The sequence below is a fragment of the Streptomyces kronopolitis genome (assembly GCF_050953795.1).
In the GTDB taxonomy this organism is placed as follows: domain Bacteria; phylum Actinomycetota; class Actinomycetes; order Streptomycetales; family Streptomycetaceae; genus Streptomyces; species Streptomyces kronopolitis_A.
This window is the reverse complement of record NZ_CP191850.1, coordinates 6,127,079-6,149,148: the sequence shown is the minus strand read 5'-3', so window position 1 is coordinate 6,149,148 and position 22,070 is coordinate 6,127,079. Positions and strand designations below refer to the sequence as shown.

Below are 22,070 nucleotides of genomic sequence, written 5' to 3'. Positions count from 1 at the left end.
ACGACGGCCGCGGCCCGGTGCCTTCACAGGTCACCGGGCCGCGGCCGGGTCGGTTCCGCTCGGCGGACCGTCGCTTCGGACGGGCCGTGCGGGGTCAGGAGGCCCCGGGCGCGGGGTTGCGTCCGTCGGACCCCCGCTGGTGCTGCGGGTTCCCCGGGGTGTCACCCCCGGTGGTGCCGTCACCCGTTCCGGTGCCTGCGTCGCCGGAGGAACCGCTCGTGGACGGGTCCGGTGTCGAGGGGCTCGGGTCGGGCGAGGTCTCGCCGCCCTTGGACGGGCTGGGATCCGGCGACGGACTGTTGTTGTCCTTGCCCTTGCCGGTGTCCCCCGAGGGGCTCGGGTCCGGGGACGGCTGACCGCCGTCGCCGTGCCGCTTGCCGCCGTCCGGGGACTCACCGGATCCGGGCGACTGCGGGCTGCTGGGCTGGTGCCGGCCGGATCCCCCGGTCTGGGTGATGTTGCCCAGCGAGGTGCCCTTCTCGCCGCTCGGCGTCTGCCCCGTGATCAGCTCGGTGGCCGTGACCGTGCCCATGGCGAGCGCGAAGACCGCGAGCGCGCCGAGCGCCGGCCGCTTCCAGCCGCGCAGCCGGGAGCCGTACGTCGTGGTGCTGAGCGTCTCGGCCGGTCCGGCCGGGTGCCCCACGGGCGGGGCGCCGTGCGGGCGGGCCCCGGCCTGACCGAGCATCGCGGTCCGCTCGTCGAGACGCGGCACCAGCTGCGTACGGTCGGCCGGCCGCTCCGGTGTGTGCCCCCCGGGGGCGGCGGGATCGACGGCGCGCAGCATGCGCGTCGCGTCCTCGGCCTCCGAGGCCCCCTGCGGGTCGCGGGTGCCGGACGCGTCCGCGCGCGGGAACAGCTGGGTACGGGCCGTGTCGGGCCCGGGCGTCCGGGCGGCGACGGAGGTGACCTCGTCCTCCGTTCCCTGCCGGTCGAAGGTCGGCAGCACCATCGTGGAGGCGGGGTGCCGTGCGTCGGGGGTGCCGGATCGACCGCGGCCGGCGGAGAAGTGGCGCGGCTTCGGCCGGGTGATGACCGACGCTTCCTTGATCTGTTCGCCGGTACGCCGGAACAGATGCTGGAAGATCGAGCCCCCGGTGGTGGCCACGACACTGACCACACCCGCGCCGATGATGGTTCCGTAGACGCCGAGCTGGCCTGCGAGATACGCCGCGGCAGCCGCGGCGAGCGCGCTGCCGGACACCTGAGCCACGCTCAGGTCTATCCGCTTCTCCTTCTTCTTCGTGTCGCTTTCGGTTTCTACGTCCATCTCCGACCTTTGGTAGCCCCTTCGATCCACCTTGCATGGAGAAGTGACCATTCGGAGTACCCAATAGTTCCGATTTTGGGGAATCTGTGAAACTTGCCACCTACGTGCCAGGTAGAGAGATCGACAAGACGACTCAACTCCGTTGCCCGCCCAGAAGTTCGGCGGCGCGGCGGTCCACGTCAGTGGTCCGAATGGAGTACTGTGGCGAGCCCTGGCCCCGGTTCCCGTCCGGCTGCCCGGAACCCACGGGAGGGGCTGTGAAGGCGGCACTCGCCCCGGGGCGCCGTCGACCGGCACGGGTGAACGGCGACAGGGCAAGCGGCACGGTCACTGAGCGTTGCGAACAGGTAACCGTGTCATAACGGCGTTTCAGGGCCAAGCCTCGACACGCCGGGCAACTCGGCAATGTTGTGGCAGGCTGCACCCGGGCAGGCCACACTCGACTAGCGGAAGCAGCGACGCACGTGACGTCGGCAGGCACCACCCGGGAGGTCCCCATGCCCGAACTGCGTGTCGTGGCCGTCTCCAACGACGGCACACGGCTGGTGCTCAAAGCTGCGGACAGCACCGAGTACACGCTTCCGATCGACGAACGGCTGCGCGCCGCCGTCCGCAATGACCGCGCACGGCTGGGCCAGATCGAGATCGAGGTCGAGAGCCATCTGCGGCCGCGGGACATCCAGGCCCGTATAAGAGCCGGTGCCTCCGCCGAGGAGGTCGCCCAGCTCGCCGGCATCCCCGTCGACCGGGTGCGCCGCTTCGAGGGCCCGGTGCTCGCCGAGCGTGCCTTCATGGCCGAGCGGGCCCGTAAGACACCGGTGCGGCGCCCCGGCGAGAACACCGGCCCCCAGCTCGGCGAGGCGGTCGCGGAGCGGCTGCTGCTGCGCGGCGCCGACAAGGAGAGCGTCCAGTGGGACTCCTGGCGCCGTGACGACGGCACCTGGGAGGTGCTGCTCGTCTACCGCGTCGCCACCGAACCGCACGCGGCGAGCTGGACGTACGACCCGCCCCGGCGGCTCGTCCAGGCCGTGGACGACGAAGCCAGGGCGCTGATCGGCGAGAGCGACGACACTCCCGAGCCGAGCTTCCCGTTCGTGCCGCGGATCGCGCGGCTGCCGCGCGACCGGCCGCTGGACCGCACCCTGGACCGGCAGTCGTCCGAGCGTGCGGGGCAGTCCGGCGGCGAGGAGGACGAGTCGCGCGACGCCGAGGAGGCCGTCGGTGAACGGGAGCGCGAGCGGGATTCGCTGACCAGCCTGCTGGAGGCGGTGCCGAGCTTCCGTGGCGACATGATCGTGCCGGAGAGCGCGAAGGCGCCGCAGAGCGACGAGGAATCCGAGGCCGAGGTCGAGGAGCCGCCCGCCCCGGCGGCCAGCGCGGGTGCGGGTTCCGCGTACGCCGATGTGCTGATGCCGCGTGCGGTGGCCGGCCACCGTGACCGGCTGACCGGGACGACGGACCGGCAGGCCGAGGCGGACGGCGTCCGGCCCGGTCGCCGTGCGGCGGTGCCCAGCTGGGACGAGATCGTCTTCGGCACCCGGCGGAAGAAGCCGGAGTAGCGCGGCGACGCTCCCCGTGCGGTGTTGCCCGTCCGCCCGTCCCCTGCTTCCAGGGGGCGGGCGGACGGGCGTGTGACGGGGGCTCAGCCGGCCTGCGGGCCGGTGGCGACCGGGCGGGCGGGGTCGGCCGTCCACTCGCTCCAGGAGCCGACGTACAGGGCGGCGGGGACGCCCGCGACGGCGAGCGCCAGAACCTGATGCGCGGCGGAGACCCCGGAGCCGCAGTAGACCCCGACCTCGGTGTCCGCCGTGGCGCCCAGCGCGGCGAACCTCTTGGCGAGTTCCGCGGCCTCGCGGAAGACGGTGCCGCCCTCGGCGACGTTCTCGGTCGTCGGCGCGGACACGGCCCCCGGGATGTGGCCGGCGACCGGGTCGATGGGCTCGACCTCGCCGCGGTAACGCTCGGCGGCGCGGGCATCCAGCAGGACGCCGCGGCGGGCCACCGCGGCCGCGTCGTCCGCCGTCAGCAACGGGAGCGCGCCGGGCAGCGGTGTGAAGTCGCCCGCGGGCGGCGTCGGCTGATCGGTGCTCAGGGCGCCCCCGGAGGCCTGCCAGGCGGCGAGGCCGCCGTCCAGGACACGCACGTCGGGGTGGCCGGTCCAGCGCAGCAGCCACCAGGCGCGGGCGGCCGCCCAGCCCTGGCCGCCGTCGTAGACGACCACGGGGCGGTCCGCGCGGACGCCCGCGGCGCGCATGGCCGCGGCGAACACGTCCAGGTCGGGCAGCGGGTGCCGACCGGCCGGGCCGGGGGGTGCGGCCAGCTCGCTGTCGAGGTCGACGTAGACCGCGCCGGGCACATGGCCGGCCTCGTACTCGGGGCGCCCGGGCGGGCCGCCGAGCTGGTAGCGGATGTCCAGGAGGACGGGGGCGGCGGGCTGCGCCAGCTCGCTCGCGAGTTCGGTAGCGGTGATGATGACGTTCATGGGACTCATCCTTGCGTAGCAACAGCTACGTACAGAAGGCGGTAGCCCACCCTCCGTATGACGCAGTCGCGCCGCGTTGTCACATCACCGAAACGGCCCGGGGGCCATAAATCGGGCATTCTCCCCCGCGAACGCGCCGTGGACGGCGCGGCCGGGGCGCACTCCAGGTCACCGGGTGCGAGCATCTGCTCGGGACCCGTGCCCGTACCGCACAGGGTCGGCACCCCCGACACTCCGAGGAGAAAGCGACCATGACGACCGAGGCGGCGACCCGGCGGATGTCCGGCGCGCCCTGCTGGGTGAGCCTCCTGGCCCACAGCATGTCCGCGACGCAGGAGTTCTACGGCGCGCTGTTCGGCTGGGAGTTCCGCCCGGGGCCGCAGCACTTCGGTCCGTACGCCCGGGCCTTCCTCGACGGCCAGGAAGTCGCCGGGGTCGGTGAGCTGGCGCCCGACCGCCACCTCCCGGTCTCCTGGACCACCTATCTGGCCAGCGACGACGCGGATGTGACGGCCGAGCAGATCCGTTCCTGCGGGGGAACGGTGGGCGTCGGGCCGCTGGACGCGGAGGACGACACGGGGCGGATGGCGATCGCCTCCGATCCGCAGGGCGCGATCTTCGGCATCTGGCAGGGCAAGTCGCTGATGGGCACCGCGCACACCGGCGACCCGGGCACGCCCGTGTGGAACGAGCTGGTCACCCGGGACACCGGTTCGGTCAGCCCGTTCTACGAGCATGTTTTCGGCTTCGAGGCGGAGCCGGTGGCCACGGCGGGCTTCGACTACCTGACGCTGCGGCTCAAGGGCCGCCCGGTGGCCGGTGTCCACGGGGTCGGCACCGGCCTGCCCCGAGACCGTGGCTCCCACTGGATGACGTATTTCGCCGTCCCCCATACGGACGCGGCGGCCCGCCGGGTCACCGAACTGGGTGGGCAGGTGCTGCACGCGCCTCGGGATTCCGCGCACGGCCGGGTGGCGACCGTCGCCGACAGCGAGGGCGCGGTCTTCACGATCATCCAGCAGGCCTGAAACGCCCGTTGCCCCAGGGGCTGGTGGGGCTCAGGCGAAGGCCGTGTCCAGGCTCATCCTGACGTAGCATGCGCCCGCCGGTCCCGGTCGCCGGTGTCCGTCCGGCCGCCAGCCGTGGCACGCGGAGAAGGCCCGTGCACGGTCGTTGCGCTCCCACGCCTCGACGCGACCCATGGGCAGCGCCGCCTCACGCAGGAACCGCACGAAGGCCGCGTGCAGTTGGCCGCCGATGCCCTGTCCCCACAGCCCGGGCAACACATGGATCCGGTACAGCTCACCCACGGTCCCGACCTCGTTCCCGGGACCGAGCGGCGGGCCCATGGCGACCACGCCCACCACGGTGTCGTTCCGCAGCGCGCACCGTACCGTCCTGGTGGCCGAGCGGATCGAGCGCGCCCAGCCCTCGCGTCGCCGCGCCGGCCCGTCGGGGTGTCGATCCGTGCCGCGGGGAGCCCGCCCGCGCGGTAGTACGCGGTGCGGGCCCGGGTGTGCAGTTCCACGAGCGCGTCGAGATCGGCGGGGACGGCGGGGCGCAGCAGGACCGGAGGGTGCGTCATGCCCGTGGGGACGGGCCGGCGGGGCGTTGGGTTCCCTGCGCGCGGGGGCGAGCGCCCACCGGGCGCCCCGGCAGTGCGTGGGGCGTGCGAAGCGCGGGCGCCGGCGCCTGGCCGCTACTTCGCGCCGTCGACGGGCAGGACGTCCGGGGAGAGGGCGGCCGCGCGGGCCGTGGCCGAGGTCTGGCGGCGGCGGTGATGGCGCCGGCACAGCACCTCGTAACCGACCTCGGCCTGGGGGCTGTCCACGTCTCCCACGACGTCGCCGACGACGACCTGCGCGCCCTCGACGACCATCCGGCCGTCGACGGTACGGGCGTTGTGGGTGGCGCGGGCGCCGCACCAGCACAGCGCCTCGACCTGCAACACCTCTATCCGGTCGGCCAGTTCGACCAGGCGCTGGGAGCCGGGGAAGAGTTTGCTGCGGAAGTCGGTGGTGATGCCGAAGACGAAGACGTCCAGTTCCAGGTCGTCGACGACGCGGGCGAGCTGGTCGATCTGTTCAGGGGCCAGGAACTGCGCCTCGTCGGCGATGACGTAGTCGACCCGGCCGCCGGAGGAGAGGTGTCCGATGACATGGGCGTAGAAGTCCATGTCATCGGCCGCCTCGACGGCTTCGGTGACCAGGCCGAGGCGGGAGGAGAGCTTGCCGCGGCCGGCCCGGTCGTTGCGGCTGTAGATCATCCCTTGCAGGCCGCGGGAGGAGCGGTTGTGCTCGATCTGCAGAGCGAGGGTGCTCTTTCCGCAGTCCATGGTTCCGGAGAAGAACACCAGCTCGGGCATGGGAAGTTGCGGGCCTTTCGGGCTCGTGGGGGGCGTATCGACGTGCATGGGGGGCGTGCGGGTCAGGTACGGACTTCCAGGAGGGGCACCAGCTGCTCCACCGGGGTCATCGAACCGTGCATCCCGACCATCTCCGACTCCCGGGGCTCCCGTTCGGTCGCGATGATCACCATGTCGGCGTGGGCGGCCGCCACGACATCGCCGATCCGGGCACGCACCCGGTCGTCGACCGACGGGCCGAACCACCCGGCGGCGATGGCCTCGTCGCGGCTCGCGACCCACATCTGCTCACCGACCACCTCACGCCACACGGCGAGCACATCGGCGGCCGCGCCCGGATGGGCGTAGACGTGCCGGGCCCGGCCCTCGCCGCCCAACAGACGTACGCCGGCGCGCAGTTCCCAGTCCTCGTCGAAGTCGATGCGGGACTCCGGGTCGAAGGGGATGTCGATCATGCCGTGGTCTGCGGTGATGTACAGGGCGCTGCGCGGCGGGAGCTGCTCGGCCAGCCGCTGGGCGAGCCGGTCGACGTACATCACCTGGCCGCGCCAGGCATCGGAGTTGACGCCGTAGCGGTGCCCCTTGCCGTCGACCTCGGAGTAGTACGTGTAGACCAGCGAGCGGTCACCGGCGGCGAGCTGCTCGGCGGCGAGGTCCATCCGTTCCTCGCCGGAGAGCCTGCCGTGGAAGGTGCCGCCGCTGAGCGCGACCTTGGTGAGCGGGGTGTGCTGGAAGTTCGGCGCGGAGACCTGGCAGGTGTGGATGCCGGCGGCGTCCGCGCGCTGGAAGACCGTCGGGTACGGCTGCCAGGCATGGGGGTCGGTCCACGGGTACCAGCGCAGCTGGTTCATCAGCTCGCCGGTCGCCGGGTCCTCGCAGGTGTAGCCGGGCAGGCCGTGGGCGCCCGGCGGCAGGCCGGTGCCGACCGAGGCGAGGGAGGTGGCGGTGGTGGAGGGGAAGCCGGCGGTGAGCGGGCGGCCGGTGCCGTTGCACGACGTGTCCAGGAGGGAGGTCAGGAACGGCGCCTCCTCCGGGTGGGCGCGCAGCAGCTCCCAGCCGAGGCCGTCGATCAGGAAGACGCAGGCACGGTCGGCGGGGGCCAGCTCCAGTGAGGTGGGCATGCCGGGCATCCCCAGCCCCGCGGCGATGCCGGGCAGCAGATCGGCGAGCGAGCCGGTGCCGTACCGCGGTGCGGGGGCGGCCAGCGGGTCGAGCGGTTCGGGCTCCGGCCAGGCGGGGACGGTGTGGGCCATCAGCGGGCGGTGGTGGCCGCGGTGGCCTCGGAGAGCGCCTGGGCGAAGGTGAGCGTCTCACGCACCGAGTCCGGTCCGTCGCCGGCCTCGCTGACCCGCAGCGAGAGGTCGTCGGCAGTGGAGGAGCCCGTGTAGCCGTGGTCCGCCTCGCAGTTGGGGTCACCGCAGGCGGCGGGCTCCAGGTCCAGGCGGGCGACCGCGCCCCAGCCGATGGTCAGCACGACCTCGCGGGGCAGCTGGCCGGGGGTGTACGACTCGGGGTTGGCGACCACGCGGCTGAGCACCACGGACGAGATCCGGCCGAGTTTGACGGACTCGGTGGAGGTGGTGGCGTAGGGCGACGGGGAGGTGGCGTCGGCGGCCTGCTCGTCGGTGTGGCTGACGATGAAGCGGGTGCCGGTCAGGACCAGGACCGTGACATGACGGCGGACCTCGTTGGCGTCGAAGGTCGTCTCCTGATGGACGAGGTACGACACCACCGGCTCACCGCCGACCGCGGCCTGCACCGCCTCGGCCACGAGCGTCGGGTAATAGCCACTGCGCTCGATCGCCGCACGCAGTCCCTGGGTCGTCGTACCGGTCTTAGCCATGGGGTCCATCTTACGGGGCGTACCGGGCCGCGAGAGCCTCAGTAGACGGGCAGCCGGCGGGGGCCGAGGTCAGTGGTGGCAGGGGGCCTGGCCAGGCGGACGGAGGCGCCCAGAACGGAGAGTCCGTGGGCGGCGACGACCACCGGTTCGAGGTCCACGCCGACGACCTCGGGGTGGTCGTCGACCAGCCGGGAGACCCGCAGCAGCAGCTCGGCCAGCGCGGCGGTGTCCACGGGCTGGGACCCGCGCCAGCCGAAGAGCAGCGGGGCAGCCCGGATCGAGCGGATCTGTTCGGCAACCTCGCGGTCGGTGGCCGGGATGAGGCGGTGGGCGATGTCGCCGAGCAGCTGGGAGGGCGCCCCGGCCAGGCCGAAGGAGAGGACGGCGCCGGCGGCCGGGTCGATGGCGGCCCGGATGACCGTGTCGACGCCGCGCGGCACCATCGACTGGACGACCGGACGCAGCTCTTCCGGGGAACCGAGGAAATCGGTCAATTCGGCGTAGGTGCGACGGAGTTCCCGCTCGCCGGCGAGGTCGAGGCGTACGCCGCCGAGGTCGGCGCGGTGCCGCAGATGGGGCGCGGTGGTCTTGAGGGCCACCGGGTAGCCGAGGCGGGCGGCGGCGCGGACGGCGGTGTCCGGGTCGGGGGCGGGGAGGACGGGGCGGGTGTGGATGCCGTAGCGGGCGAGCAGGGCCTCGGCGTCCTCGGGCGGCACGGGGACCGAGCGGCCGGTGGGGACGTCCCGGGTGAGCCGGTCGAGGAGGCGCTCGATGTCGGCGCCGGCCGCCGCCTCCTGGATGTCGTCGTACTCGGGCACCCGGCCCGGGTCGGCGGCCTCCCGGCGCCAGGCGGCATAGCGGACGGCCTCGGCGAGCGCACGGACGGCACGCTCCGCGGCGGGGTAGGCGGGGATGCGCAGGGGCGCGGTACGGCGCGGGGGCGGGGCGGTGACCTCGGTGTCGCGGGCCCTGGCCCGTGGTGCGAGGAGGGTCGGCGGCGGCCCCGGGGGGATCACGGGGCGTGCGGGGTACGACGGGTGCCGTGAGGGCGGCGGGGACTCCGGGGACGGCGGGGCAGGTGCCTGAGCCGGCGTCCCGGGACGGGCCGTCCGGGTGTCGGGCCCGGCCGCCTCCGTCTGCTCAGGTGCCGGTGCCGCGAGGGTCTCCGCCAGTTCGTCCATGGCGAGATGGACGACGGTGACCGGCTTCTCCGGGTGGGCCTCGGCGGCACTGCGCAGGGCGGAGGCGAGCGCGGCGCCCTCACCTCCGCCCGGGGAGACCGCGGACCCCTCCCCCACCCAGGGGATGGCCGTGACGACCACGGCGTCACAGCCGTCGCCGGCCAGCGCCTCGTCGAGTGCGGCCCGGAAGTCGTCGGGTGTCGCGGCCGAGGAGAGGACATGGGGCCGCTGTGGGCGCAGCCGTTCGGTCAGGCAGGCGTCGTAGGCCAGCAGTGCCAGCGACTCGGAGTTGCCCAGGATGGCGATCCGTGAGCCGGCCGGCAGCGGCTGGGAGCCCAGCAGCAGTCCGGCGTCGATCAGCTCGGTGACCGTGTCGACGCGGATCACGCCGGCCTGGCGCATCAGGGCGGCGACGGTGCTGTCCGGAACGCGGACGGTGGGCACGGCGTGGCCCGGCGGGGCCGTGCCGTTGTGCCGGGCTCCCTTGGCAACCACGACCGGTTTGACGGCGGCGGTGCGGCGGGCGAGCCGCGCGAACTTGCGGGGGTTTCCGATGGACTCCAGATAGAGGATCACGACATCGGTGTCCGGGTCCTCGTACCAGTACTGGAGCAGGTCGTTCCCGGAGACGTCGGCGCGGTTGCCGGCCGAGACGAAGGCGGAGATGCCGGCGATGCCGCCGTCGCCCGGGCCGCGCGCATGAAGTCCGCTGAGCAGGGCGATGCCGATGGCACCGGATTGGGTGAACAGGCCGATGTGGCCGGCACCGGGCATCCGGGGCGCGAGGGAGGCGTTCAGCCGGACACCGGGGGCGGTGTTGATCAGCCCGAAGGCATTGGGCCCGATGAGCCGCATGCCGTACGAGCGGGCCTGGCCGAGCAGGGCGCGCTGGCGTTCCCTGCCGTCCGGGCCCGCCTCGGCGTAACCGGAGGAAAGGATCAGCACCCCCTGGACGCCGTGTTCGCCGCAGTCGCGGACGACGTCGGGGACGCGGTCCGCGGGCACGGCGACGACGGCGAGATCGACCGGGTCGGGGATCTCCCGCAGCGCACGGACGGCCGGTACGCCTTCGGGGTCCAGCCGCTGCATCCCGTCGGGGAAGGCGTGGTTGACGGCGTGCACCCGGCCCGTGAAGCCGGACTCCAGGAGGCTGCGCAGGGCGGTGCGGCCGACGCCGCCGGTGGCGCGGCCGGTGCCGATGACGGCGACCGAGCGCGGGGTGAGCAGCCGCTGGACGGAGCGGGCCTCGGCCCGCTGCTCGCGGCCGCGCATCACGGCCATGGACTGCTCGGTCGGCTCCAGGTCGAACTCCAGCCGGACCACGCCGTCTTCGAAGGTGCGCTTCTGGGTGTAGCCGGCGTCGGTGAACACCTTGATCATCTTGGAGTTCGCCGGGAGCACCTCGGCGGCGAACCGGCGGATGCCGCGCTCCCGGGCGACGGCCGCGATGTGCTCCAGGAGGGCGGAGGCGACGCCGCGGCCCTGGTGGGCGTCCTGGACCAGGAAGGCGACCTCCGCCTGGTCGTCCTCGGGGTCCTTGGCGGGCAGCCCCTGGTCGTTGATCCGGTCGTAGCGGACGGTGGCGATGAACTCGCCGCCGACCGTCGCGGCGAGGCCGACCCGGTCGACGTAATCGTGGTGGGTGAAACGGTGTACGTCGCGGTCGGACAGGCGCGGGTAGGGCGCGAAGAAGCGGTAGTACTTCGACTCGTCCGAGACCTGTTCGTAGAACGAGACCAGCCGCTCGGCGTCGTCGGGGGTGATGGGGCGGATCCGCGCCGTCCCGCCGTCACGCAGCACCACGTCTGCTTCCCAGTGGGTCGGGTACGCGTGGTCCTGCGGTTTCTGCATGCGGACAGCGTACGACCGGGCACCGACAGCGGGCCCGGCGCGCGTACGCTCGGGTGCAAGGCGGGCCGGTGATGCCGTGGACCGTGCGGCGGGCCCGGCCGGCCGGGCCTCCCTTGGGGATCAGGGGTGGTGAGGGCCGGCTGGCGCGTCCGCTGGAGCAGGTCCGGCAGCGTGAGAGACTGGTCTAGACAACAGTCACGACTTTGAAGGGCAACACCATGGCAGAGCGCCGCGTCAATGTCGGTTGGGCCGAGGGCCTGCACGCCCGCCCCGCGTCGATCTTCGTCCGTGCGGCCACCGCCTCCGGCGTCCCGATAACGATCGCCAAGGCTGATGGCAACCCCGTGAACGCCGCTTCCATGCTCGCGGTCCTGGGCCTGGGCGCCCAGGGCGGCGAGGAGATCGTGCTGGCCTCCGACGCCGAGGGCGCCGAGGCCGCGCTCGACCGCCTGGCCAAGCTCGTCGCCGAGGGTCTCGACGAACTCCCCGAGACCGTCTGAGCCCACAGGTTCTCTGCTGTACGTGGCGGCCCTGTCGCGGCGACCGGTGACCGGTCGCCGCGACAGGGCCGTTCTTGCTGCCCCCTGAGTCCGGGGCTGGGCCACGGCATGCGCGCCACCGCGCGGGCCCTTGCGTCGTGCAGGTGCACAGAATTTCCCCGACCGCCTGGAAATTCAGCGCGAGAAATAGCGCGCATGGTCAGGAATGACGTACGACCCAGCGGTGCAAGCGAGGCTCCATTCAGCACTCAACAATCACCATTTACAGTGCGGTGGAACGACCCCAGAATTTCGGAACCATTTACGCCGAACGGATCGCACTCCCGCTCACCGAAGCCCGTTCCACACGTCCCGCACTTTTTCTTGTGCGAGACCTCCTTTCTACGGGACGGTTGTTAAGAGCGGACGCGCACCGTGTTGACGGGCGGTTTCGGATCGCTCACCGCGGTCTTGAGCGGGCGGCGGAGCCGGTACACCGGGAGCGAACGCTCGACATGAGCCGCCATCAAGGCGCGGGCCCGCTCCGCGTCCCCCCGGGCCACCGCGTCCAGGACGGCACCGTGCTCGTCCCACAACTCGGCGGTGCGCGCCGGCGGCTCCACGACGTACATCCACTCGATCTTGCGCCGCAGCTGGGTCAGCAGCGCCGTCAGGCTGGGGCTGCCGACGGCCTGGGCCAGCGTCTCGTGGAACCAGTCGTCCAACTGGCGCAGATCGCCCGGATCGCCGTGCCGGGCCCGCTCACGGCCGAGCCGCACCAGACCGCGGAGCACCTTGAGATGGGCCGGGCTGCGGCGGGCGGCCGCGCGGGCGGCGCCCAGCGGCTCCAGCAGGGCGCGGACGTCCAGGAGATCGGCCGCCTCCTGTGCGGTGGGCTCGGCGACGCAGGCCCCGGCGTGGTGGCGGGTGGTGACGAAGCCTTCGGACTGCAGGGTGCGCAGCGCCTCACGGACCGGCACTCTGGATACCCCGTAGCGGGCCGCGAGGATCTCCTCGATCAGCCGGCTGCCGGGCGCCAGCGCACCGGAGACAATGTCGTCGCGAATCGCCGTGCACACCACATGCGCGGAAATATGGCCTCGCATCTTCCGAGCCTCCGCCGTAATCCCCTGGAAACGCCGCCGGTCGGCGTCTTTTCCATGACTCTATTGGACCGGCACGGATTTTCCGATGGGCGCCGAATATTCAGGGATACTTTTGGCCGGAAGTCGTGGGCACGCCGGCCTCGTCTCCGGTGCATGCACTGCATTGCCCGCGAAGACGCCGCCGGAATACCGCGCCGCATACGCCGAAGCCCCGGTCGCGGGACCGGGGCTTCGGGGGACGCGCAGTGCTCGGCATCGCTCCCGGGGCGTGGGGCGGGCGAGCGGCAGGTCAGACGTTGACGCCGTGCGCGCGCAGGTAGCTGATCGGGTCGATGTCCGAGCCGTAGTCCGGGCCGGTGCGGGCCTCGAAGTGCAGGTGCGGGCCGGTGACGTTGCCGGTGGCGCCGGAGAGGGCGATCTGCTGGCCGCGGGTGACCTTCTGGCCGACCGAGACGGCGAACGACGACAGGTGACCGTATTGGGTGTACGTGCCGTCGTTCATCTTGATCACGATGTTGTTGCCGTACGAGCCGCCCCAGTCCGCCTCGACGACGGTGCCCGCGCCGACGGCATGGACGCCGGTGCCGGAGGCGGCGTGGAAGTCGATGCCGGTGTGGCTGCCCGAGGACCACAGGCTGCTGGACGCCTTGTAGCCGGTGGAGACGTAGGAGCCGGCGACCGGCGCGGTGAAGGTGTTCAGCCGCTTGCGCTCGGCATCGCGGGCGGCGCGCACCTTGGCCTTGTGGGCGGCCTCGGCGCGCCGCTTGGCCTCGTCGGCCTGCTTCTTCGCTGCGGCCTCGGCCTTCGCCTGTGCGGCGGCGGACTCCGCGGCGGCGCGCTGCGCGTCGGCCTGGGCCGCGACATGGCCGGCGAGCTCGTCACCCATCACGACGGCCTGCTGCAGACCGGTGTCATGGGCGGGCGTTACCTCCGTCGCGGCCAGGGCCGGGGAGGCCACCGAGGCGACCACACCGCCCGCCGCGAGGGTGGCTATACCGGCGACGTTGCGGGTCGTCCGGGTAGGACGGTCGGCGCGGCGGTGCTTCCCGGTGGCACGGATGAACGCCATGTACGGGCTTGTCCTTTCCCTCCTTCTCGCCTACCGGGTTAGCTGACGGGTTCGGAGCAGGAAGGTCTCCTACGGGCTCCTCGCGAGAGGAGTCCGATTCACCCCAGGGGACGTGTGGGTCCCCGGCTCCCCTGGCTCGCACCGTACGGGGATTCGGCGATGACTGTCCGGTGCCACTGTTGTGGCGGACTTGTGACGAACAGCCGCAACGACGCTAAACGGGGCCACTTTCGTTGGGCAAACAGATGCCGTTTTTTGTGCGGGATGCCACAAGAACCTGGACAACCAGCCGTACGAAAACGGACATACAGCGGCTCCCGTGGCGAACGAGCACCACGGGAGCCGCTTTGTCGATATATGACCTTTCGTCATACGGACGGGGTCAGCCGCCGACGACGGTCACCTCGCCGATGCCCAGCTCCCTGACCGGCTCGGCGATCTGCGCGGCGTCACCCACGAGGACCGTCACCAGCCGGTCCACGGGGAACGCGCTGACCGCCGCCGCGGTCGCCTCGACCGTGCCGGTCTCCGCGAGGCGGGCATACAACTGCGCCTGGAAGTCGTCCGGGAGCTGCTGCTCGACCTGGTCGGCGAGCGTGCCCGCGACGGCCGCCGCGGTCTCGTACTTCAGCGGCGCGACCCCGACGAGGTTCTGCACGGCGACATCCCGCTCGTCGTCGGTCAGCCCCTCTGCCGCGAGCGTGCGCAGCACCTTCCACAGGTCATCGAGCGCCGGGCCGGTGGAGGCGGTGTCCACCGAGCCGCTGATGGCGAGCAGCGCCGCGCCCGTGGCCCCCTCGGGGGACGTGGGGGCGGTGGAGCGCAGGACCTGGCCGAACGCGCGCACCCCGTAGGTGTAGCCCTTCTCCTCGCGCAGCACCCGGTCCAGACGGGAGGTGAGGGTCCCGCCCAGGCAGTACGTGCCGAGGACCTGCGCGGGCCACACCCGGTCGTGACGGTCGGAGCCGACCCGGCCGATGAGCAGCTGCGTCTGGACGGCACCGGGGCGGTCGACGATCACCACGCGGCCGGTGTCGTCGGCCGTGATCGGCGCGGCCTTCAGCGGCTCGGACGTCGAGCCGGTCCAGGCGCCGAGGGTGTCGGCCAGCGCCGCGTCCAGGTCGACGCCGGTGAAGTCACCGACGATGACCGCGGTGGCCGTGGCGGGCCGCACATGGGCGTCGTAGAAGCCGCGGACGGCCGCCGCGTCGATGCGGGCGACGGTCTCCTCGGTGCCCTGGCGCGGACGCGACATCCGGGCCGTGGCCGGGAACAGCTCCCTGGACAGCGCCATCGCGGCGCGCCGGGCCGGGTTGGCGAGCTCGTGCGGGATCTCGTCGAGGCGGTTGCGGACCAGCCGCTCGACCTCGCTCTCCGGGAAGGCAGGAGCGCGCAGGGCGTCGGCGAGCAGGCCGAGCGCGCGGTGCAGCCGGGAGGCCGGCACTTCGAGAGAGACCCGCACACCGGGGTGGTCGGCGTGCGCGTCCAGGGTGGCGCCGCAGCGCTCCAGCTCGGCGGCGAACTCCTCCGCGTCGTGCTTGTCGGTGCCCTCGGACAGCGCCCGCGCCATGATCGTGGCGACGCCGTCCAGGCCCTCGGGCTCGGCGTCCAGGGGCGCGACGAGGTTGATCTCCACGGCGACGACCTGCTGGCCGGGGCGGTGGCTGGTCAGGAGGGTGAGGCCGTTGGGCAGTTGGCCGCGGTCCGGCGCCGGGAAGGCCCACGGCTTGGGCGCGCCGCCCCGGGGCTGCGGGTGGAAGTCCATCGTGCTCACAGGGGTGTCGGCGTGGGTGGTGGCGTCGCTCACTGGTCCGCCTGCCCTTCCTCGGTGTCGGCGGCGTCGTTCGACTCGGTCGGCTCGTAGACCAGCACCGCGCGGTTGTCGGGGCGCAGCCGGGCCTTGGCGACCGCCTGCACCTCCTCGGGGGTGATGTCCAGTACGCGTTGCACGGCGTTCAGCGCCAGCTGCGGGTCGCCGAACAGGACGGCGAAGCGGCACAGTTCGTCGGCGCGGCCGCTGACCGTGGCGAGCCGGTCCAGCCACTCCCGCTCCAGCTGGGCCTGGGCGCGTTCCATCTCCTCCGGGGTCGGGCCCTCGGCGGCGAAGCGGGCCAGCTCCTCGTCGACCGCGCGCTCGATGCCGGGGACCTCCACCCCGCCGGACGTCTTCACGTCCAGCCAGCCCAGCGAGGGCGCGCCGGCCAGCCGCAGCAGACCGAAGCCGGCGGCCACCGCACTGCGGTCACGGCGCACCAGCCGGTTGTACAGACGGGAGGATTCGCCGCCGCCCAGTACGGTCAGCGCGAGATCCGCGGCGTCCGCCTCACGGGTGCCGTCGTGCGGCAGCCGGTAGGCCGCCATCAGGGCACGGGAGGGCACGTCCTCCTCGACGACCTCGCGCAGCTGGCCGCCCATGACGTCGGGCAGCGAGCCGTCGCGCGGCGGCTGCTTGCCGTCGTGCGAGGGGATCGAACCGAAGTACTTCTCCACCCAGGCCAGGGTCTGCTCGGGGTCGATGTCGCCGACCACGGACAGCACGGCGTTGTTGGGTGCGTAATACGTACGGAAGAACGCCCGGGCGTCCTCCAGCGAGGCCGCGTCGAGATCGGCCATCGACCCGATGGGCGTGTGGTGGTACGGGTGCCCCTCCGGGTACGCCATGGCCGTCAGCTTCTCGAAGGCCGTGCCGTAGGGGACGTTGTCGTAGCGCTGGCGGCGTTCGTTCTTGACGACGTCGCGCTGGTTCTCCAGGCACTCGTCGTCGAGCGCGGTCAGCAGCGAGCCCATCCGGTCCGCCTCCAGCCAGAGCGCGAGCTCCAGCTCATGGGCGGGCATGGTCTCGAAGTAGTTGGTGCGCTCGAAGCTCGTGGTGCCGTTGAGCGAGCCGCCGGCGCCCTGCACCAGCTCGAAGTGGCCGTTGCCCGACACCTGCGCGGAGCCCTGGAACATCAGGTGCTCGAAGAGGTGAGCGAGGCCCGTACGGCCCTTGACCTCGTGGCGGGAGCCGACGTCGTACCACAGGCAGACCGCTGCGACCGGTGTCAGGTGGTCTTCGGAGAGCACCACGCGCAGGCCGTTGGCCAGCCGGTGCTCGGTCGCTGTCAGGCCGCCGGAACCGGCTTGTTCTGTGGCCGTGTGACCCATGGGCATGTACGTCCCTTCGATCCGCTTGCGAGGAAGTTCTGTCACTGTATGCAAGCGCGTCGGCATCTGGCGAAGTTCCCGGGCAACCGGCCTGCACGTGCGCCCCGTGCGGCTTCTCCGGGGGCCGAAGGGGGAGTCGCGGTCGGCGTTGTCGGTGGGGCGGTCCACAATGGTCGGCGTCAGACTCTGAGATATGCGCGGGCTGAGCCCCCGCCCGGTTGACCCGACGGGTTGACCGACGCTTTCCGTTATCGGCAGTAGACGCAGCAGAAGGAGCCGCAGCCGCGATGGCCCGCCGCAGCACGAAGACCCCGCCGCCGGACGACTTCGAGGAGAGGATCCTCGACATCGACGTCGTCGACGAGATGCAGGGTTCCTTCCTCGAGTACGCGTATTCGGTCATCTACTCGCGCGCCCTGCCGGACGCCCGCGACGGTCTCAAGCCCGTGCACCGCCGGATCCTGTACCAGATGAACGAGATGGGCCTGCGGCCCGAGCGCGGCTACGTCAAGTGCGCCCGCGTCGTGGGCGAGGTGATGGGTAAGCTCCATCCGCACGGTGACGCGTCCATCTACGACGCCCTGGTGCGCATGGCGCAGCCGTTCTCGATGCGGCTGCCGCTGGTGGACGGCCACGGCAACTTCGGCTCGCTGGGCAATGACGACCCGCCCGCCGCGATGCGGTACACCGAGTGCAAGATGGCCTCCGCGACGTCCCTGATGACGGAGTCCATCGACGAGGACACCGTCGACTTCGCGCCGAACTACGACGGCCAGGAGCGGGAGCCGGTCGCCCTCCCGGCCGCGTACCCCAACCTCCTGGTCAACGGCACGTCCGGCATCGCCGTCGGCATGGCGACGAACATGCCGCCGCACAACCTGGGCGAGGTCATCGCCGCGGCCCGCCATCTGATCAAGCATCCGAACGCCGATCTCGACACCCTGATGCGGTTCGTGCCGGGTCCCGACCTGCCGACGGGCGGCCGTATCGTGGGGCTCGACGGCGTACGGGACGCGTACGAGAAGGGCCGCGGCACCTTCAAGATCCGCGCCACGGTCACGGTCGAGAGCGTCACCGCCCGCCGTAAGGGCCTGGTCGTCACCGAACTCCCGTTCACGGTCGGCCCCGAGAAGGTCATCTCCAAGATCAAGGACCTGGTCGGCTCGAAGAAGCTCCAGGGCATCGCCGACGTCAAGGACCTGACCGACCGCGAGCACGGCCTGCGGCTGGTGATCGAGGTCAAGAACGGCTTCAACCCCGAGGCCGTCCTGGAGCAGCTCTACAAGCTCACGCCGATGGAGGAGTCCTTCGGCATCAACAACGTCGCGCTGGTGGACGGCCAGCCGCTGACGCTGGGCCTCAAGGAGCTGCTGGAGGTCTATGTCGACCACCGCTTCACCGTGGTGCGCCGGCGCAGCGAGTTCCGGCGCGGCAAGCGGCGCGACCGTCTTCACCTGGTCGAGGGCCTGCTGACGGCCCTGGTGGACATCGACGAGGTGATCCGCCTGATCCGCTCCAGCGAGAACAGCGCGCAGGCCAAGGAGCGGCTGATCGAGCGCTTCTCGCTGAGTGACATCCAGACGCAGTACATCCTCGACACCCCGCTGCGCCGGCTGACCAAGTTCGACCGGATCGAGCTGGAATCGGAGCGGGACCGTCTGAAGGACGAGATCGAGAAGCTGACGCAGATCCTGGACTCGGACGCGGAGCTGCGCAAGCTCGTGTCCGGCGAGCTGGCTGCGGTGGCGAAGAAGTACGGCACGGACCGCCGCACGGTCCTGCTGGAGTCCTCGGGCACCACGGTCGGCGCGGTGCCCCTGGAGGTCTCCGACGACCCGTGCCGGGTGCTGCTGTCCTCGACGGGCCTGCTCGCCCGTACGGTCACCGGTGAGGTGCCCTTCGACTCCGACGCCCGGCGCGTCAAGCACGACGTGATCGTCTCGGTGGTGCCGGCGACGACCCGTGGCGAGGTGGGCGCGGTGACGTCCCTGGGCCGGCTGCTGCGGCTCTCGGTGATCGATCTGCCACAGCTCCCGGAGACGGCGTCCGCGCCCAGTCTCTCCGGCGGTGCACAGCTCTCGGAGTTCCTGTCGCTGGAGGACGGCGAGCAGCTGATCTGCCTGACCACGCTGGACGAGGCCTCACCGGGCCTGGCGCTCGGCACGGAACAGGGCGTGGTCAAGCGGGTGGTGCCCGACTACCCCTCCCACAAGGAGGAGTTGGAAGTCATCACCCTCAAGGAGGGCGACCGCATCGTGGGCGCGGCCGAGCTGCGCACCGGTGAGGAGGACCTGGTCTTCCTCACCAACGAGGCACAACTGCTGCGCTATCCGGCCGCGCAGGTACGGCCGCAGGGCCGGCCCGCGGGCGGTATGACGGGCATCAAGCTGGGCGAGGGCGCGAAGGTGCTCTCGTTCTCCGCGGTCGATCCGGCCGCCGATGCCATGGTGTTCACGGTCGCCGGCTCGCACGGCACGCTGGACGATTCGGTGGCGACGGCCAAGCTCACCCCGTTCGACCAGTATCCGCGCAAGGGGCGGGCGACCGGCGGGGTGCGCTGTCAGCGGTTCCTGAAGGGCGAGGACTGTCTGACCCTGGCGTGGGTGGGGCCGACACCGGTGCGGGCCGCGGACGCCAAGGGGTCGCCCGTCGAGCTGCCCGAGGTGGACCCGCGGCGGGACGGCTCGGGGGTGCCGCTGACGAAGCCGGTGGCGGCGCTGGCCGGGCCGGTGTAGGCGGCAGCGGACACGAGGGACGAGTGGACGCGGTCGGGCCGGTTACTCATCGGCCCGGCGGCGTCACCACTCCTCCTCGCGCGAGGCCACGTACCGCAGCACGCCCCACATGCTGTGGGCGCCGGCCTCCGACGGGGTGCTGTCCCGGCAGTTCTCCAGCTCCTTGCGCAGCGCCGGTGCGTCGATGCCGCTGCCGATCATGACGAGCTGGGTGCACCCCTCCTCGCCCTTCGGCCACGGCTCGGGGTAGAAGCGCAGGAAGTCGCCTACGGCGTGCAGCGTGAACCTCTGGCGGTTCTCCGGCACGTCGAAGTGGACGAACCCCTTGATGCGGTAGAGACCGGACGGGCGGCTGTCGAGGAAGTCCATGAGCCGGCGCGGGTGCATCGGCTCGGCCGAGGTGAACTCCACGCTCTGGTAGGCGGCGTGGAGATGACCGCCCTCATGGGCATGGCCGGGGTGAGCGCAGTCGCCGCCGCAGTGGTGAGCGGCATCCTCGCCCGCCGCGGCCTCGCGCAGCAGGTCCTCGAAGGACAGCTGCCGTACGGCCGGGTCGTCGCCCTCCCCCATTGCGCGGTCGAAGAACAGCTCGGGGTCGACCCGGCCGTACGCCGTGCAGATCACCGGCCGGCCGGGGGCGAGGTCCGCGAGGGTGGAGATGAGTTCCTGTCGTGCCGCGTCGGCGATGCGGTCGGCCTTGTTGAGCACCACGATGTCGGCGATGCCCACATGCCGGTCCAGTTCGGGGTGACGGACCCTGGTGTCGTCGAATTCGGCGGCGTCGACGACCTCGATCAGCCCGCCGTAGACGATCCGGTCGTTCTCGCTGGCGAGGATCATCCGGATGAGTTCCTGCGGCTCGGCCAGGCCGCTGGCCTCGATGACAATTACATCGATGCGGGCGGCGGGGCGGGCGAGCCGTTCCAGGTAGGTGTCCAGTTCACTGGTGTCGACGGCGCAGCACAGGCAGCCGTTGCCGAGCGAGACCATCGAGTCCACCTGTCCGGCGACGGTCATGGCGTCGATCTCGATGCTGCCGAAGTCGTTGACGATCGCGCCGATACGGGTGCCGTCGCCGTTGCCGAGCAGATGGTTGAGGAGGGTGGTCTTGCCCGATCCGAGGAAGCCCGCGAGTACGACGACCGGGATCTGTTGCGTGACCAAGGGGCGCCTCCATGGTGCGGGTGGCGGGCCGCGCGGACCGGCGGCGGACGAGCTGTCGATCGTAACGGACGGCCGGCTGCGGGGGCCCGGCTCGACCCCCGCACCACTCACTAGCGGGACGCGACGGCGGGCAGCGGCTGCGGCGGGGGCGGGCCCACGTAACGGGCGGCCGGACGGATGATCTTCGAGTCCTCGGCCTGCTCCAGGATGTTGGCACTCCAGCCGACCACGCGGGCTGCGCAGAACGTGGGCGTGAGCATCTCCCGCGGCAACCCGCACAGCTCCATGACGACGCCCGCGTAAAGCTCCACGTTCGTGTGCAGCTCACGGCCGGGCTTGAGTTCGGCCAGCAGCGCTTCGACCCGCGCCTCCACCTGGACGGCGAAGTCCACCAGCGGCCCGCCGAACCGTTCGGCGACCCCTCTCAGCATCCTCGAGCGCGGGTCCTCGGTGCGGTAGACGGAGTGCCCGAACCCCATGATCCGGTCGCCGCGCTGGATGCTGTCACGGACCCAGGAGTCGATGCGGTCGGGGATACCGATCTCGTCGAGCATGTCCAGTGCACGGCTGGGAGCACCGCCGTGCAACGGGCCGGAGAGCGCGCCGACGGCGCCCACGAGGCAGGCCGCGAGGTCGGCGCCGGTGGAGGCGATGACGCGTGCGGTGAAGGTCGAGGCGTTGAATCCGTGGTCGATGGTGGAGATCAGATACGCCTCTATCGCCCGGACTCGCTCCTGGTCCGGCTCTTCGCCGGTGAGCATGTACAGGTAGTTGGCCGCGTGACCGAGATCCGAACGCGGCTCGACGGGCTGGAGGCCCCGCCCCAGCCTGTGCAGCGCGGTCATCAGCGTCGGCACTGCGGCGCATACCGCGAGGGCGTCGGTGCGGCGGCGGTCGGCGTCGATGTCGTACAGCGGCCGGAAGCCGGCCGTCGCGCCGAGCAGCGACAACGCGGTGCGCAACCCGGCGAGCGGTCCGGAGCGCGTACCGGCCCGGGCGAGGGCAGGCAGTGCCTCGCGTACGGGCGCAGGTACGGCGCGCAGTGCGGCCGTCTCGGCCCGGAAGGCGGCCAGCTGCGCCGCGTCGGGCAACTCGCCGTGGAACATCAGGTACCACACGTCCTCGAAGCTGCGGGCTGCGGCCAGCTCTACGGCGGAGTACTGACGGTAGTGATAGAAGCCCTCCGCGCCCCGGACGTCGCCCAATTGGGTCTCGGTGACAATGACGCCCGCAAGTCCGCGGGGTGCGTCAACCGGCGCGTTCACCTCGGCGATCGGCATGGCTGATCTCCTGCTCTCCCTCACCCGAATAATTGATTCGACTGTCCATCCTTGACTCAACACTTGTCAATATTGATTCCATCAATGTGGACGATCCCGATACG

At 71.9% G+C, this 22,070-nt stretch carries 17 protein-coding genes and 1 riboswitch; of the genes, 4 read left to right on the top strand and 13 right to left on the bottom strand.

The window, feature by feature from the left end; genetic code table 11:
* Positions 1-94: 94 nt before the first annotated feature.
* A complete protein-coding gene (locus tag ACQP17_RS27205) occupies positions 95-1,267 on the bottom strand; it encodes a hypothetical protein (RefSeq protein ID WP_433858613.1) in 1,173 nt (390 codons plus the stop codon).
* A 497-nt stretch (positions 1,268-1,764) separates the two neighbouring features.
* Between ACQP17_RS27205 and sepH the strand changes: the two genes are divergently transcribed.
* Positions 1,765-2,826: a septation protein SepH gene (sepH, locus tag ACQP17_RS27200; protein ID WP_433858612.1), complete on the top strand. Its 1,062-nt coding sequence runs from the start codon at positions 1,765-1,767 to the stop codon at positions 2,824-2,826.
* Between the two features lie 83 nt (positions 2,827-2,909).
* Here sepH and ACQP17_RS27195 read toward each other — a convergent pair whose 3' ends face one another.
* Positions 2,910-3,749 (bottom strand): sulfurtransferase, encoded by an 840-nt coding sequence (locus tag ACQP17_RS27195; protein WP_433858611.1) that lies wholly within the window; start codon positions 3,747-3,749, stop codon positions 2,910-2,912.
* 251 nt (positions 3,750-4,000) lie between these two features.
* Here ACQP17_RS27195 and ACQP17_RS27190 point away from each other — a divergent pair, with 251 nt between their 5' ends.
* Entirely contained in the window at positions 4,001-4,777 is a 777-nt protein-coding gene (locus ACQP17_RS27190) for a VOC family protein (RefSeq protein WP_433858610.1), read from the top strand.
* Between the two features lie 30 nt (positions 4,778-4,807).
* On the opposite strand, the gene ACQP17_RS27185 is transcribed toward ACQP17_RS27190, so the two are convergent.
* From ACQP17_RS27185 to ACQP17_RS27165, 5 genes are all read right to left on the bottom strand, one after another.
* Complete coding sequence (locus ACQP17_RS27185) at positions 4,808-5,542, bottom strand: GNAT family N-acetyltransferase (RefSeq protein ID WP_433858609.1); 735 nt, start codon at positions 5,540-5,542, stop codon at positions 4,808-4,810.
* On the bottom strand, positions 5,449-6,114 hold the full coding sequence (locus tag ACQP17_RS27180; protein WP_433858608.1) for a thymidine kinase: 666 nt from the start codon (positions 6,112-6,114) through the stop codon (positions 5,449-5,451). The genes ACQP17_RS27185 and ACQP17_RS27180 overlap by 94 nt, the downstream gene beginning before the upstream one ends.
* A gap of 62 nt (positions 6,115-6,176) precedes the next feature.
* On the bottom strand, positions 6,177-7,367 hold the full coding sequence (locus tag ACQP17_RS27175; protein WP_433858607.1) for an alkaline phosphatase family protein: 1,191 nt from the start codon (positions 7,365-7,367) through the stop codon (positions 6,177-6,179).
* Positions 7,367-7,957 carry a DUF5998 family protein gene (locus tag ACQP17_RS27170; protein ID WP_159743002.1) on the bottom strand — a complete coding sequence of 197 codons (591 nt, stop codon included), beginning with the start codon at positions 7,955-7,957 and terminating at the stop codon, positions 7,367-7,369. The genes ACQP17_RS27175 and ACQP17_RS27170 overlap by 1 nt, the downstream gene beginning before the upstream one ends.
* Before the next feature lie 38 nt (positions 7,958-7,995).
* Positions 7,996-10,989 carry a GNAT family N-acetyltransferase gene (locus tag ACQP17_RS27165; protein WP_433858606.1) on the bottom strand — a complete coding sequence of 998 codons (2,994 nt, stop codon included), beginning with the start codon at positions 10,987-10,989 and terminating at the stop codon, positions 7,996-7,998.
* 218 nt (positions 10,990-11,207) lie between these two features.
* On the opposite strand from ACQP17_RS27165, the gene ACQP17_RS27160 reads away from it, so the two are divergent.
* Positions 11,208-11,489: an HPr family phosphocarrier protein gene (locus tag ACQP17_RS27160; RefSeq protein WP_189096295.1), complete on the top strand. Its 282-nt coding sequence runs from the start codon at positions 11,208-11,210 to the stop codon at positions 11,487-11,489.
* A gap of 395 nt (positions 11,490-11,884) precedes the next feature.
* Here ACQP17_RS27160 and ACQP17_RS27155 read toward each other — a convergent pair whose 3' ends face one another.
* From ACQP17_RS27155 to ACQP17_RS27140, 4 genes are all read right to left on the bottom strand, one after another.
* Positions 11,885-12,574 carry a GntR family transcriptional regulator gene (locus ACQP17_RS27155; RefSeq protein ID WP_433858605.1) on the bottom strand — a complete coding sequence of 230 codons (690 nt, stop codon included), beginning with the start codon at positions 12,572-12,574 and terminating at the stop codon, positions 11,885-11,887.
* 289 nt (positions 12,575-12,863) lie between these two features.
* Positions 12,864-13,643 (bottom strand): M23 family metallopeptidase, encoded by a 780-nt coding sequence (locus ACQP17_RS27150; protein WP_433858604.1) that lies wholly within the window; start codon positions 13,641-13,643, stop codon positions 12,864-12,866.
* Between the two features lie 12 nt (positions 13,644-13,655).
* Positions 13,656-13,812: riboswitch (cyclic di-AMP (ydaO/yuaA leader) on the bottom strand.
* Positions 13,813-14,025: 213 nt separating this feature from the next.
* A complete protein-coding gene (locus ACQP17_RS27145) occupies positions 14,026-15,408 on the bottom strand; it encodes a M16 family metallopeptidase (RefSeq protein ID WP_433860019.1) in 1,383 nt (460 codons plus the stop codon).
* A gap of 38 nt (positions 15,409-15,446) precedes the next feature.
* Positions 15,447-16,787, bottom strand: a complete 1,341-nt coding sequence (locus ACQP17_RS27140) for a M16 family metallopeptidase (RefSeq protein WP_433860018.1) — start codon at positions 16,785-16,787, stop codon at positions 15,447-15,449.
* A 287-nt stretch (positions 16,788-17,074) separates the two neighbouring features.
* Between ACQP17_RS27140 and ACQP17_RS27135 the strand changes: the two genes are divergently transcribed.
* Positions 17,075-19,522 carry a DNA gyrase/topoisomerase IV subunit A gene (locus ACQP17_RS27135; RefSeq protein WP_433858603.1) on the top strand — a complete coding sequence of 816 codons (2,448 nt, stop codon included), beginning with the start codon at positions 17,075-17,077 and terminating at the stop codon, positions 19,520-19,522.
* A 63-nt stretch (positions 19,523-19,585) separates the two neighbouring features.
* On the opposite strand, the gene ACQP17_RS27130 is transcribed toward ACQP17_RS27135, so the two are convergent.
* Complete coding sequence (locus tag ACQP17_RS27130; protein ID WP_433858602.1) at positions 19,586-20,686, bottom strand: CobW family GTP-binding protein; 1,101 nt, start codon at positions 20,684-20,686, stop codon at positions 19,586-19,588.
* Positions 20,687-20,796: 110 nt separating this feature from the next.
* Positions 20,797-21,966, bottom strand: coding sequence for a citrate synthase/methylcitrate synthase (locus tag ACQP17_RS27125; protein WP_433858601.1), 1,170 nt, complete (start codon positions 21,964-21,966; stop codon positions 20,797-20,799).
* Positions 21,967-22,070: the final 104 nt, after the last annotated feature.